This window comes from Paraburkholderia phytofirmans PsJN, from assembly GCF_000020125.1.
In the GTDB taxonomy this organism is placed as follows: domain Bacteria; phylum Pseudomonadota; class Gammaproteobacteria; order Burkholderiales; family Burkholderiaceae; genus Paraburkholderia; species Paraburkholderia phytofirmans.
The window spans coordinates 2,661,352-2,674,784 of sequence record NC_010676.1 but is presented as its reverse complement, the minus strand read 5'-3'; the positions used below and the strand labels follow the sequence as shown (position 1 = coordinate 2,674,784).

Genomic DNA, 13,433 nt, shown 5'->3' with positions numbered 1-13,433 from the left:
CAGGTAATGAACCTTGGAATTCATGATGTTTACTCCGATAGAACGATTCTTTTCCAGCGGGCTGAGGCTTTCGCATCTGCGTCTGCTCGTTGCGCTCGCCGACCTGAAACAGGTCACGAAGGTCGCAGCGGCTTTCAATGTCACGCAACCAGCCGTCTCGAAGCAGATTGGTGAAATAGAGCAGGCATTGGGCGCCGCAGTGACAGAGCGTGTCGGAAAGGCGGTTTTTTTAACCGATGTCGGAGCCGTCCTTGCACGCCGCGGTCGAGAAATTCTCCGCCAGGTCGGGCTGGCGCAAAAAGATGTCGCCTCACTTGTCACCGGTACGGCCGGACGTGTGACGTTGGGCTCGGTCACGGCTGTGCCGCCTTCATTCATCTCACAGTCGATAATGAGCTTTTTGACCAGAGCCCCCGCGGCCTCGGTCGAGTTCGTAGAGGCGCCACTGGATGAACTGCTGGAGATGCTGCGAATCGGGAAAATCGATCTGGTACTCGCTCGTGCGCGGGGAAAAGACGACCCGACGCTCGTGACGGAAACGTTGTATAGCGAGCCATTCGTGTTCGTCTCCGGCCCTTCTCATGCACTCGCGAACGGCAGATCCGTCACGGTGAAGGACTTGAAGGAATTCATGTGGCTCGTGCCTCAACAAGGCAGCCCATCCTACATCGCGCTCGCACACTTGATGGAACTTGAGGGATTGAACATCGACGATTCGTGTGTCGAATCGAGTTGTATTGCGTTGAACGTAGAACTCATGGCGCGAGGTCCGTTCGTTTCCATCCTTCCGCTGTCGCACGCAACCGAGTATGCGGCGCGTGGACGGCTATCTTTGATGAACACACCATCGCTTACCCAGCTTGGCGAGGTGGTGCTTTATCGCCGAGCGGATCTCGATTCTCCGGCACCGTTGCTTCTCGGAGAATGCATCCGGGAAGAGGCGGTATCGAACTTACCCGGGATATCGTCTGACCTGACCGGCTAGAAGCTCTCGAGTGGCGCTTCCGGGCTTGTATTACCCGCGTGTAATGCCAGCGGCGGAAAGAGTGAATTGTCATCCCTTTATTGCACCCATAGCCTTTGTCCCGTCGGTCGACTTTGTTCGACCGGCGCTCTAACCGTTGCCGCTGCGATTCTCGTCAGACCTGATTGAGGTGTGTGCCTTGCAGCATGCACTCGTGAGGAGACCAGTCAATCAGGCACAGCTAGCGGCCGGGGCAACCTTGTCTGTCGTTAAACGGTGGGTTTTGGCCCATGTCTAGCGACGCTTTAATGGCTTCAGGGATATTGGGAGAAGAGGGGATTATGAATAGTTATATGAAACATGGTTTCGCAGTTGCGGCGTTGTCTGCTGCATGCAATGCTGCGTTTGCCGCGGACGATATCACCGTCATCAAAATTGGCAGTGCGGCGCCGACCACCGGCGCGATTGCGAATCTCGGCAAGGAAAACGAGAACGGTGCCCGCCTGGCGGTGGAGGATGTGAATCGCCGCGGCCTGGTCATCAATGGAAAGAAGATCAAACTTGAACTCGATGCCGTTGATGACCAGGCAGATCCGCGTCAAGGTACACAGGTCGCACAGCGCCTTGTCGACGATGGTGTCGTAGCGGTGGTAGGCCATTTGAATTCCGGCGTATCGATTGCTGCATCGCGTATCTACCACGACGCACAGATTTTGCAGATCTCGCCCGATTCCACTAATCCAAAGTTCACGCAGCAGGGTTTCAACACGACCTACCGTCTGGTTGCAACGGACGCGCAGCAAAGTCCTGTTCTCGCGCACTATGCGCTGGAAACGCTGAAGGCAAAGAAGGTGGCTATCGTCGACGACAGCACGGCATACGGCCAGGGTCTCGCGGACCAGTTTTCCAGCGCTGTGAAATCGGGTGGTGCAACGGTCGTAGCACGCGAGGCGACAAACGATAAAACCATCGACTTCAAAGGCGTTATAACGAAAATCAAAGGCCAATCGCCTGATGTCATCTTTTACGGCGGCATGGATGCGACAGCGGGTCCATTCATCAAACAGGTTGCGCAACTCGGCCTGAATGCCAAGGTGCTCGGCGGAGATGGCACATGTTCCGATGAAGTCATCGCACTTGCGGGTCCCGCGGTCGACCGTCTCGTCTGCAGTATTGCGGGTCTGCCGCTTTCGCGGATGAAGGCCGGTCCGGCCTTTGAGAAGGAATATCAGCAACGTTTTGGCATGCCGGTCCAGATCTACGCGCCGTATGCATACGATGCAGTGATGGTTATCGTCGACGCGATGAAAAAGAGTGGTAGCACAGACCACGCAAAAATTCTCGCTGCTGCGAGCGCGACTGATTATCAAGGTCTCACCGGTCAAATTCAATTTGACGACAAAGGTGACGTCAGGAGCCCCCGTCTGACGTTGTACGGCTATAAAGATGGCAAAAAGACGTTGCTGACCACCATGACGCCCTGAAAATAGCGGCCTCTTCCCTTGATTGAAAATTCGGGTCTCGCCGAGGCCCGACTTATCACTTCACTGTGAGGCCCAGTCACGTCCGCTGTCCGGCAGAGACTCACAAACTAAAAAAGCAGGTTTGGAGAAAAATATGAACAAGCGAATCATTCCCGCCTTGATGGCATCCGCACTCGCAACCTCGGCAATGGCACAGAGTTCGGTGACGCTTTACGGCGTTATCGACGAGGGTTTCGACTACACCAACAATGTTTCCGGCAGTAAAGTGTACGAGCTGCAGAGCGGCTTCGCGCAGGGGAGCCGCTGGGGTCTTAAGGGAACAGAAGATTTGGGTGGCGGCCTGAGAGCCGTCTTTCAACTCGAGAACGGTTTCAACCTCAACAACGGTCGCCTCGGGCAGGGCGGACTGATGTTCGGCCGCCAGGCGTACGTTGGTCTTACCTCCGACAGCTTTGGCACGGTTACGCTCGGTCGCCAGTATGATTCGGTGGTCGACTATCTTGGTCCGGTAACGGCGAACGGTAACTGGGCCGGTTATTTATTCTCCCATCCGTACGATAGCGACAACACTGACAATACATTTCGCGTTAACAACACTGTCAAATACACCAGCCCGCTCTTCGGTGGCCTGCAGTTCGGTGGTACGTATAGCTTCAGTAACGACTCCGGCTTCGCGAATAATCGGCAATACAGTGCCGGCGGAACCTATACGGTTGGCGGCCTCGTTCTCGCGGCGGCCTACTTGCAGGCGAACAGCCCGTCAGCTACCGCTGGCGGCGCGATAAATAATGGTGGCGATGAAAATTTTGTCGCCAACGCGCTACGTGTGTTTGGTGCAGGTGCAAGCTACACCTTCGGCCTTGCAAACGTCGGCTTCGCCTACACTAACAGCTACGTACGACGCCCTGTGAGTTCCGGATACGTTGGTGCTATTACGCCGGCCTCGGGTACGCTCTCCAGCCTGAGATTCCAGAATTTCGAGGTGAACGGAAAGTACCAGTTCACGCCTGCTTTCTACGTTGGTGCGATGTACGTGTATACACGTACCGACTTCAATTCAAGCGGTGGGCAGTTGAACCCGATCTATCAAAGCGTCGGTTTGATGGGAGATTATCTTCTGTCCAAGCGCACGGACGTTTACGTTCAGGGCGTCTATCAGCATGTTGGTGGTGATCGCACCGGCACGGTATTAGACGTTGCCTATATTCCGGGCGCCGATGGTGTGTCGAGTGGCGGCAATCAGGTGGTCGTACGCGTCGCACTGCGGCACAAGTTCTAACACTAAGCAATCGGCAGCCGGTTTGCCGGCTGCCCCGAATATAAATACCTTTGCCTGCCGAAATTTCCCGTTGTGAAGTGTGCTTGAATACAGGCAGGTTGGTTTACCACCACTTGTCCCGTTTCAAATTTCCACTTGTTTTGAGCGGTCGTGCATCACGATAACCACCGGCAATGTCAGCGCCGCGCTACCTGCGAGCAGCCAGCCAGCACTGGCGCTGGAACCCGTGAGGGAAATTGTCCAGGTAGTTAGGAATGGCGTGAACCCGCCGAGTATAGAGGCAACGCCCCCGCCAATCGACACACCCAGCGAGCGAACTTTTGTCGGAAACATCTCTGCGAGAGCCGCCGGACCGCATCCGGAGAAAAGAATGAAAGCCAGCGTGAGAAGCATCTGTACCAGCATGTAGTTACCCACGCCAATACCCGCAACAATGAGCCTGTATGCCGGGTAAGAGAAGATCACGAAGAACAGGCAACTTCCCAGCAAAAGTGGCTTGCGTCCAATCCTGTCTGACAGGAGACCGGCGAGTGGGGTCAATACTGCTACTGCTGCAAGAGAGAGTGAACCGGCCCAGAGCGACGCGGTTTCACTGATGTGTGCATAACGTGCCGCAAACGACGGCATATAAACACACACCATATACGAGCTGACAAACCAGAGTACAAGGAAGCAGAAGCCGTGCAGCACAGATTTCCAGAAGAGAACGTTGGAAATCTTCTCTGTGCTTTGAGCCGCTTTGATGAACATTGGCGACTCTTTGACATTACGACGAACGTAAAAGCCAATCGGTCCGAGAACAATTCCAAGAATGAATGGAATTCTCCATCCCCAGGCGGCTAGACCATCGTGGCCAATAAATGTGCTGAGGACGGCTGCCACGAACGATGCCAGCATCAGTCCCGCGGCAATGCTGGACTGCTGGAATGCGCCAAGAAAGCCGCGACGATTTGAGCCACCCCACTCAACGAGAAAAGCTGCGGCTGTACCCCATTCGCCTCCAGCGGCAAAGCCTTGCAGCAACCGGGCGGCGACCAGCAGGATCGGCGCGGCGATTCCAATTTGTGAATAGGTTGGAAGCAATCCCATCATAACAGTGCTCGCGGCCATAAGAATCATGGTGGTAGCAAGTGCACCGTGTCGCCCTTTCACGTCTGCAATTCGTCCCAGCACGACACTACCGATCGGCCGGGCAACACAACCCACGCCGAAGACCGCAAAGGCCACCAGCAGCGACGTGACGCTATCGTGCGCAGGGAAAAAATTCTGCGCGATGATGGGGGCAAGAAAACCGTAGATTCCAAAATCAAACCACTCCAGGATGTAGCCGACCATGCCGGCAGCCGCGGCACGTCGTTGCTCGGCTTTTGCCGTGCCTGGCACTGAGGGGGCGGATATGCCATCGGGGTAGGTGTTTGAATTCATTTTCCTTTCCATTTTTAAGCTCACTTTTGCGCAGACCTGAACAGACAATCTAGAATTTATGGCGCATCGCGATGCGAAGAACGAGCTGCTTGTTGTCTCCGGAAACTGGCAGGGTGACGAGATCGGCACGGGCGCCACCATTTGCCTTCTGGTAGTCCGCGCTCGTGATAATGTCGGTCCGCTTGGACAATAGGTAATCGAGCGCCAGATTGAATTCGTTCCAGTTGTAAGTCGTGAAGCGCGAATATCCGTACCCGCCGGTCACCTGCACCGCCGGCAGGATGAAGTAGTGAATATTCGCGTTGATGCTTTGGAGCGTGTTGGCGTGTCCGAGCGTCTGGAAGCGGGTGTTCGCGTACACAGCTGCGATCCCGAGGTTGCCGAAGGTGTAGGAGCTGCCAATTCCGGCTGTGCGATAGCGGTCTACCACCACACTTGTCGAAGCAAATCCCGTGTTGGTGTTAAGAAAAACAGGCATACCCATCCCGCCAGGGTTGATGGAGTATCCGTGAATGCTGGTCATGGCTGCACCAATGGAGAAGGGGCCATGATCGTAAGACGCGCCAAGGCTGTAGGCCGGTCCCAACGAAGTCGAGGGCACCCCCGGCGAACTGAAGCTGTATTGAGCGCTGAACTTGAAGCCGCCGATGACCGGACTGGCGTAGGTCACGAGGTTGTTGAGCCATTCCCCTGAGATGCGGTCGGCGTCGCCTTGGTCGAACGCGTAGATGCCGACGTAGTAGCCAACGTGATACTGAATCAAAGTGAGCGTCATCTGGTCGTACGTCCGACCGAACTTCAGCGTGCCGAAACGAGAATCGGACAGACCGACCCACGCCTGGCGCCCGAACAGTAAACCACCTTGACGAGACGCACCCGTGTTCGGATTGAAGCCGCTTTCAAGGTTGAACTGTGCCGAAAGCCCACCCCCAAGGTCTTCTGTTCCCTTAAAGCCGAAGCGGTCTCCCTGGCTGATGCTGTCGTCCATCCGCCAGGCCGAGTGACCACTCTGGTTGGACACATACGTCAGACCGTCGTCGATAACGCCATATAACGTCACATTGGATTGGGCGTGTGCGACGCCCGCATAAGCCAAGATCAATCCCGCACCGCTCAACTTCAATCGCATGAACCTCTCCGTAGGTGTTCGGGCAAACGATGCCGATGGTTATAAATGTTGTTCGGCGATCGTCTAAGTATTGATCACCGTACAATGAATGGTTATACGGTGACAAATTTAGCAACGCAACCCGGAACAAATACGGACAGGCATTGAGCGAATTTGTAGACTAGGCGTAGAGTGTGAGCGGCGTGGACTTGTGCCACTGGCTCAAGGAGGCGCCAATGGCATGTCACAAAGGAAAAACGTCAGAGGATGTGGGCAAACATGAGGACGGGGTTATGTTTTGCGCGGAAAAAGTAATTCGATATCGCATGCCGAAGTCCTTATTCTGTCCCAGCGAAGCCCAGAATTTTCGGTCTGAGGATAGTTTTTTTGGGCACCCATCCCGATGGACCAGATGTACAGGTTACATTTGCTTATTTATAGAGCAGTGAGCAATTATTTCGGGTGGGGTGAAAATTTTGTAGCGTCTGGTTGTCTGCGGATTTGCGGTAGCGAAGTTCACAGCAGTGGAACCCACATCACCAAAACGGTCTGACCTTCAATGAGCAAGAATCGAGACAGGAAGTCCCTTCGTTCGCGAGCCTGGTTTAACAACAGCGACAACCCGGCTATGACTGCGTTGTATCTCGAGCGCTTCATGAACTACGGACTGACTCTGGAAGAGCTGAAAAGCGAGCGTCCCGTTATCGGTATCGCCCAGACAGGGAGCGACCTCTCGCCTTGCAATCGCCATCACGTGGAACTGGCCCAGCGCGTTAAGGACGGCATTCGCGACGCAGGCGGCATTCCGATTGAGTTCCCTGTTCATCCTATTCAGGAGACGGTAAGACGACCGACGGCATCCCTCGACCGCAACCTTGCGTACCTTGGACTTGTTGAGGCTTTGTACGGATATCCATTCGATGGTGTGGTTCTAACCACCGGTTGCGACAAGACGACTCCGGCGATGCTCATGGGCGCCGCTACGGTAGACATCCCCTCAATCGTGCTCTCTGGCGGCCCGATGCTGAACGCCTGGTACAAGGGCGAACGAGCCGGTTCCGGCACGATTATCTGGCATGCCCGCAGCGAGCTTGCGGCAGGCCGCATGGATTACGACGAATTTCTCTCCTGTGTGGCGAACTCGGCTCCTTCCATCGGGCACTGCAATTCGATGGGGACGGCGCTCTCGATGAATAGCCTCGCGGAAGTACTGGGCATGTCTCTCCCCGGCTGCGGGACCATTCCCGCACCATATCGGGAACGTGGGCAGATGGCGTACCAGACGGGGCGCCAGATTGTCCAACTGGTCCATGATGACGTGCGGCCTTCGTCGCTGCTCACTCGGGAGGCATTCGAGAACGCCATTGTGGTCGCGAGCGCGATTGGTGCATCAACCAACTGCCCTCCGCACATTAATGCCATTGCGCGTCACATCGGCGTCGATCTCGACATTCGCGATTGGGACCGGCTCGGATATGACATTCCGCTCCTGGTCAACTGCATGCCGGCAGGCAAATACCTGGGCGAGGAATTCCACCGTGCAGGCGGCGTGGCGGCGGTAGTACACGAGTTGCTTAAAGCCGGAAAACTTCATGGGGACGTTCAAACTGTCTCGGGTAAGACCCTTGCGCAGTGCTATGGCGACAGTCCTGCGACCGACGCTGACGTTATCAGGCCCTATGCATCACCATTGAAGAGCGAAGCTGGGTTTGCTGTGCTTGGCGGCAACCTCTTCGATTCCGCGGTAATGAAGACGTCGGTCATTTCGGACGACTTCCGCCATAAATATCTCGAGAATCCCGCTGACCCCGGTGCCTTCGAGGGGAGAGCCATCGTGTTTGAAGGGCCGGAGGATTACCACGACCGGATTGACGACCCCGCACTGGAAATTGATGAAAACTGCATCCTCTTTATTCGTGGCACGGGGCCAGTCGGCTATCCAGGCGCGGCGGAAGTGGTGAACATGATTCCCCCCTCTGAACTTATCAAGCGAGGCGTGACGCTGCTCCCATGTGTGGGAGACGGAAGGCAGTCGGGCACTTCCGCGAGTCCGTCCATTTTGAATGCGTCTCCCGAGTCGGCAATTGGCGGCGGCCTGGCCATCCTGCAGACGGGCGACCGCGTTCGCTTCGATCTGACACGCCGGCGTGCTGACATGCTGGTGCCGGAAGACGAGCTAGACCGGCGCCGTCGGGAATGGAAAGCATATGAGTTCGTCAATCAAACGCCGTGGCAGGAACTGCATCGCCGCTATGTAGGGCAGCTCGAAGACGGCGCCTGCCTGGATTTCTCGGTGAAGTACCAGCGCGTTGCAGAAGTGCATGGAGTTCCGAGAGATAACCACTGACCCGGACCGATTCGATCGTCTCGGCCGCCTTGGCCAGATTCTCCATTCACCGGATCATAAAAAATGAAAACCAGCGGCGAAGCGACATATGGCCACGCGATTATTCCGGGGAAGGCCACCATCAGAGACTTCGTGGAGCCAGCCAGGAAGCACTTGCCTGCATTCGCATTCAACACACTGGCAGGCGGTGCGGGTAATGATGCCGGTGTAGCCGAGAACGAAGCTGCGTTCGGTCGCCGATTTTTCGTATCCAGGCGATTTGCTCCCGCATCGACCGATCAGACCGCCACCGTCTTCGGGCATTCATATGCATCGCCGTTCGGCGTCGCTCCAATGGGACTGGCGAATCTCTTCTATCCCGGGGCGGATCTTTTGCTCGCACAAGCAGCGCAGGCAGGAAATTTCCCTTTCGTTCTGAGTACCGCGGCCTCGACTTCCATTGAGCGAATTACGAAAGTAGCACCCGACGTGAGCTGGTATCAGCTCTACCTGTTGAGCGATGACAGGCTGAACGCAGAACTTCTCAGCCGCGTCGCGGGCTGTGGCGTGGCCGTTCTGGTACTAACCGTGGACGTTCCGGTGGCGGGACGGCGCAACAGTGCCATCCGCGATGGTGTCACGCTACCGCTACGTTGGACGTCTGCGCTTCTGGCTGACGTAATGCGCCGTCCTCAATGGGCTCTCGGAATGCTGCGTCACGGCGCACCGAAGCTCGAGAACTACGCACCGCATGCCGGCACGGCCGATGTCGGTGCAGCGAGCCGGCACATTGCGTCCGTGATGAAAATGGGACTCGAGTGGGACGACCTGAAAAAAGTGCGGGCCATGTGGCCCGGCAAACTTGTCATCAAGGGAATCCTTCATCCCGATGACGCGGCGCGGAGCGTCGCGCTTGGCGCCGACGGAATCTGGGTATCAAACCATGGAGGCCGTCAACTCGAAGGGGCCATTGCATCTCTCGACGCGCTGTCAGAAATCCGGCGCGCGGTGGGTCGCGACACTGCCGTCTTTCTCGATGGTGGTGTGCGTACCGGCGAAGACATCTTGAAAGCATGCGCGCTTGGAGCAGGCCTTTGTTTCTCTGGCCGCTCTTTCGCGTTTCCCGTCGCAGCGTACGGAGAACGGGGTGTGCGAGCGGCGGTGGAGATTCTTAAAGAAGAAATTCGTGTGGGACTCGCGCAGCTCGGCGTGCAAAGCCTTTCGGCCCTGACATCGGACTCGCTGTCGAACGTGACGCGAGCAAGTACACCGGGCGATCCGTTCGAATCGTAGGTTTCGTGTAAGGAGAAAGTTTGATGCGGGTGCATGTACAGAGCTTCCAGGCCGATCCTGCCGGTCTATTTACGCGTGAGCAGTGGAATGGCGTGTTTGGACAGAGCAGCGGTCACGACGTTAGCTTTGGTTGTACGTCGGACGACCTGCGGGCAATAGAGTCGGAAGTTGAAGTTCTACTCATCGCGACCCGTGGGTTGCGTGCAATGCTTCCCATCAATGCACCCAAGCTGAAAATTGTTTCCGTGTCGTCTGCAGGCGTCGACATGCTTGCTCCTTTCGACTGGCTGCCATCGGGCGCCGTGCTACTCAACAACAGCGGTACTCATTCAGTGAAGGCGAGTGAGTTCGCTTTGATGGGTCTTTTGATGCTGGCCAACCGGATGCCACAATTCATCGCTGCACAGAGTCTTGGTCAATGGCAGCCCGTGTCGGTTAGAACCTTGGCGAATAATCGGCTCACAGTCGTAGGACTGGGCGCGATTGGTGCGCGGTGTGCGGAAGTTGCCTCGGCACTTGGCATGCACGTTACCGGTGTGCGCTCGCGACCTGGGACTCATCCAGCATGCGTGGAGGTTGTTGGCGTTGACCAGATCGATAGGGTTCTGTCGTACAGCGACTATCTGGTGTTGTCACTCCCCGGAGGCGCGACAACACGACATCTGCTCGACAGGCGGCGTCTTGAATTACTTCCGCACGGTGCCAGCATAGTAAATGTCGGTCGCGGCTCAGTACTGGATGAGGATGCGTTATGCGATCTTCTCGATAGCGGGAAAGTAGGGGGCGCAGTACTGGATGTTTTTGAATATGAGCCGTTATTGAAAGATTCACGCCTCTGGCGCACACCAAACCTTGTGGTCACGCCACATGTCTCAGCGGATGATCCCTTGAATTACAACCTCCTCACGCTCCGCATTCTTTTCGACAACCTGGCGGCATTCAGCAAGGGCCTGCCGATGCCCAACCAGATCGATACAACCACGGGTTTGCGTCAAAGTAAATAAGCGTGGTGGGCTATAAACCGCCAAGGCTGATCTTGAGAAACAGAGAGGAGTATGGGTATGTGGGAATTGGAATCACCACGCGTTGGATTTTGTGGTCTTGGGAAGATGGGCTTGCCGATGACGCAACGTTTGCTCAATAGCGGACGGCAGGTTGCGGTGTGGAACCGTTCCATGCAGAAAGCGCAAGCGCTGGAAACCGCGCAGCCGGGGCAATGCAAAGCCTTTGCGTCGCCGGCAGAGCTCGCTGGGCAAGCTAATGTCGTGATGTTGTGCCTCGCGGATAGTCATGCTGTTGAAAAGGTCGTATTCGGAACGGACGGGCTTGTCGAAGGCGCCGGCAAGAATGGCATTGTTCTGGTGGACCATTCCACCATTACACCGGCGCAGACGCGTTCGTTTGCGGCGCGATGGCAGGAGACTACTGGGGGGCACTGGGTCGACGCGCCAGTATCTGGCGGCACGGCGGGCGCTATAGCGGGTACGCTTGCTGTAACGGCAGGGGGGCACGCGACTTTAGTCAACTACGTGGCGCCGCTTATGGTGGCTTACTCAGCTAACCTGACGCACATGGGTGAGTTGGGCGCCGGCCAGGCAACAAAGCTTGCTAACCAGGTTATCGTCATGACAACCATTGCTGCTATTGCCGAGGCAACCCGGCTTGCAGAGCATGCGGGCGTCGATGCGGTTCGCCTACCCGCGGCACTTGCGGGAGGCTGGGCCGATTCCATCCTGCTGCAAACTTTGCAGCCACGCATGGTTGTTCCGCCAGAGACGCCTTCTGGATCTATCCGAACGATGTTGAAAGACCTTAATGCCGTGGAGTCGCTCGCGTGCGAAAGCGGGGTAGCGCTGCCGATTGCCCGCCGCGTGCAGGAATGGCTCCAGAAAGCCATTGATGAGGGTCTTGGCGGCTCTGATATTTCCCAGATTGTGAAGGTGAAAATGACTTGACTTTGTAGTTAGTACTACAGCCGTAGATATGCCAGCGGCACGCCACCGCGTCGTCGGTAGTGACATTGCTGGGCGCGGTGGAAAGCTGGCCGAGAAGCTGTTCGACGGCATCCAGGAGGCGCAGTGCTGATGAGCCTCGGTGACGTGCCCTACGATGGCATCGCGCAACGCCCCCATCTCGTGCATTTTGGCTGCTGGTCCCACGCGAGGAGGGGCTTCGTAAAGGCAGACGACAATGTTCCAAAAGCTGCACGTACGCCCGATCTTCTCGCGACACGCTTCATCAAGCTGATCGGCAAGCTGTTCGCGACCGGGGCCCGCAGTGCGAAGTGGAAACCTGAAAGGCGGCACCGACTGCGACGACGATACAGTACCCGCGTGCTTCGCATCATCCATACGCTGATGCTTGAGCAGTGGCCAGCCGTCGTGCCGGGCAGCCTGCGCGGCAGGCACTGAACTACCTACGCGCGCCATGCCCGAAACTCGTCCGCCACGTCGAATCTCAAACGGGCGGCCGCAACCGGATTTCCAGCGTTCGGTGGAAGGCTCGCTGGCGAGAGATGAAAGAATGGGGCGTCAGCAGGCCCATAACCCGCTGTCTCGAGATATTTTGGCGTGCTCGCGGATCGAAGACACCAGTCGGGTCGCGTTTGCCTCGTCGGGAAAGGCAAACGTGTCCGGAAACGGGTGCAGTGGCGACTAAGACGCTGTTGCGAAATTAGTTAAACAGCGGCTTTAGGCGCGTCCAGTAAATTTAGGCGCAAGCCAAAGACCGGAATACTTCGTGAACATGCGCATAGCGTTCGTAACGAATCTTGAGCCGTCGAAACGAGTGAAGCCACGCAATCGAACGCTCGACTGGCCAACGCGTTATGCCGAGGCCACTGCCATGCGGCGAGCCGATTTTTGCGAGCGCTGGCGTGACGCCTCGCTCGCGCAAGCGCCGCCGATGGGATTCGGAACTGTAGCCCCGGTCGCCCTGAACGATTTGCGGCTTGTGCGGGGGACGGCCCCGCTTGCCCCGGATGTGTGGAATAGCATCGACGAGCGCATCAAGCTGGGTAATGTCGTGCCGGTTCGCCGCGCTCAGGATGACCGCGAGCGGGATGCCTTGCGCGTCGACGATGAGGTGGTGTTTGCTGCCGAGCTTGCGCCGGTCCGTGGGATTCGGGCCGATTTTTTCCCGCCAGCACGGCATGAATCGATGAGCTGTCGACGAGCGCACGCGAGAAATTGATTTCGCCACGGCGACGCAGTTCGGCGAGCAACGTTTCGTGAATGTGTTGCCAGACACCTGCCTCTTGCCACGCGACGAGCCGTCGCCAGCAAGCTGTGCCTGAACCACATCCCATTTCTTGCGGCAGAAGGTTCCACGCAATACCTGAGCGCAACACGAACACGATAGCGGTCAGCACCGCTCGGTCGGGTGTCGGTTTGCGGCCCGCAAACTGGCGATTGCGTGGCGCTCGCGCAGGCAGCAGTGGTTCGATGAATGACCACAATTCGTCGTCTATCAGTTCTTTAGGCATCGCTTCCTGTCAGGCAAAACAAGACAGAAAGTTAACACCAAGCCGGAAAAGTTAACAGACCCAAAACTTA

Annotated in this window: 10 protein-coding genes and 1 pseudogene; 8 read left to right on the top strand and 3 right to left on the bottom strand. The window is 56.7% G+C overall.

Annotated features, from left to right (window positions below; all coding sequences use genetic code 11):
- Positions 1-22 precede the first annotated feature (22 nt).
- From BPHYT_RS31720 to BPHYT_RS31710, 3 genes are all read left to right on the top strand, one after another.
- Positions 23-985, top strand: coding sequence for a LysR family transcriptional regulator (locus BPHYT_RS31720; protein ID WP_238535782.1), 963 nt, complete (start codon positions 23-25; stop codon positions 983-985).
- A 320-nt stretch (positions 986-1,305) separates the two neighbouring features.
- Positions 1,306-2,448 (top strand): branched-chain amino acid ABC transporter substrate-binding protein, encoded by a 1,143-nt coding sequence (locus tag BPHYT_RS31715; protein ID WP_012428229.1) that lies wholly within the window; start codon positions 1,306-1,308, stop codon positions 2,446-2,448.
- Positions 2,449-2,581: 133 nt separating this feature from the next.
- Positions 2,582-3,727 (top strand): porin, encoded by a 1,146-nt coding sequence (locus BPHYT_RS31710; protein ID WP_012428228.1) that lies wholly within the window; start codon positions 2,582-2,584, stop codon positions 3,725-3,727.
- 123 nt (positions 3,728-3,850) lie between these two features.
- Here BPHYT_RS31710 and BPHYT_RS31705 read toward each other — a convergent pair whose 3' ends face one another.
- Both BPHYT_RS31705 and BPHYT_RS31700 read right to left on the bottom strand, forming a co-directional pair.
- Complete coding sequence (locus BPHYT_RS31705) at positions 3,851-5,152, bottom strand: MFS transporter (RefSeq protein WP_049869497.1); 1,302 nt, start codon at positions 5,150-5,152, stop codon at positions 3,851-3,853.
- Positions 5,153-5,201: 49 nt separating this feature from the next.
- Positions 5,202-6,281, bottom strand: coding sequence for a porin (locus tag BPHYT_RS31700; RefSeq protein ID WP_012428226.1), 1,080 nt, complete (start codon positions 6,279-6,281; stop codon positions 5,202-5,204).
- A gap of 538 nt (positions 6,282-6,819) precedes the next feature.
- On the opposite strand from BPHYT_RS31700, the gene BPHYT_RS31695 reads away from it, so the two are divergent.
- From BPHYT_RS31695 to BPHYT_RS31675, 5 genes and pseudogenes are all read left to right on the top strand, one after another.
- Positions 6,820-8,607, top strand: coding sequence for an IlvD/Edd family dehydratase (locus BPHYT_RS31695; protein ID WP_012428225.1), 1,788 nt, complete (start codon positions 6,820-6,822; stop codon positions 8,605-8,607).
- Positions 8,608-8,670: 63 nt separating this feature from the next.
- Positions 8,671-9,879, top strand: coding sequence for an alpha-hydroxy acid oxidase (locus BPHYT_RS31690; RefSeq protein ID WP_012428224.1), 1,209 nt, complete (start codon positions 8,671-8,673; stop codon positions 9,877-9,879).
- A gap of 23 nt (positions 9,880-9,902) precedes the next feature.
- Complete coding sequence (locus BPHYT_RS31685; RefSeq protein ID WP_012428223.1) at positions 9,903-10,883, top strand: D-2-hydroxyacid dehydrogenase; 981 nt, start codon at positions 9,903-9,905, stop codon at positions 10,881-10,883.
- A 57-nt stretch (positions 10,884-10,940) separates the two neighbouring features.
- Positions 10,941-11,834: an NAD(P)-dependent oxidoreductase gene (locus tag BPHYT_RS31680; protein ID WP_012428222.1), complete on the top strand. Its 894-nt coding sequence runs from the start codon at positions 10,941-10,943 to the stop codon at positions 11,832-11,834.
- Between the two features lie 70 nt (positions 11,835-11,904).
- Positions 11,905-12,337, top strand: a pseudogene (locus BPHYT_RS31675) (IS66 family transposase); the annotation flags it as partial.
- A gap of 251 nt (positions 12,338-12,588) precedes the next feature.
- Here the strand turns inward: BPHYT_RS31675 and BPHYT_RS36945 are convergent.
- Positions 12,589-13,363 (bottom strand): IS5-like element ISBuph1 family transposase gene (locus tag BPHYT_RS36945; RefSeq protein WP_012428221.1). Its coding sequence is split into 2 segments (ribosomal slippage): positions 12,589-13,015 and positions 13,014-13,363, totalling 777 coding nucleotides; the frame shifts between segments, so codons are not numbered across the junction.
- Positions 13,364-13,433 lie beyond the last annotated feature (70 nt).

What these genes read in the sequence shown, in the direction of transcription:
- BPHYT_RS31720 (WP_238535782.1), top strand. Translation starts at nt 23, where the DNA reads ATGATGTTTACTCCGATAGAACGATTCTTTTCCAGCGGGCTGAGGCTT.
- BPHYT_RS31715 (WP_012428229.1), top strand. Translation starts at nt 1,306, where the DNA reads ATGAATAGTTATATGAAACATGGTTTCGCAGTTGCGGCGTTGTCTGCT.
- BPHYT_RS31710 (WP_012428228.1), top strand. Translation starts at nt 2,582, where the DNA reads ATGAACAAGCGAATCATTCCCGCCTTGATGGCATCCGCACTCGCAACC.
- BPHYT_RS31705 (WP_049869497.1), bottom strand. Translation starts at nt 5,152, where the DNA reads ATGAATTCAAACACCTACCCCGATGGCATATCCGCCCCCTCAGTGCCA.
- BPHYT_RS31700 (WP_012428226.1), bottom strand. Translation starts at nt 6,281, where the DNA reads ATGCGATTGAAGTTGAGCGGTGCGGGATTGATCTTGGCTTATGCGGGC.
- BPHYT_RS31695 (WP_012428225.1), top strand. Translation starts at nt 6,820, where the DNA reads ATGAGCAAGAATCGAGACAGGAAGTCCCTTCGTTCGCGAGCCTGGTTT.
- BPHYT_RS31690 (WP_012428224.1), top strand. Translation starts at nt 8,671, where the DNA reads ATGAAAACCAGCGGCGAAGCGACATATGGCCACGCGATTATTCCGGGG.
- BPHYT_RS31685 (WP_012428223.1), top strand. Translation starts at nt 9,903, where the DNA reads ATGCGGGTGCATGTACAGAGCTTCCAGGCCGATCCTGCCGGTCTATTT.
- BPHYT_RS31680 (WP_012428222.1), top strand. Translation starts at nt 10,941, where the DNA reads ATGTGGGAATTGGAATCACCACGCGTTGGATTTTGTGGTCTTGGGAAG.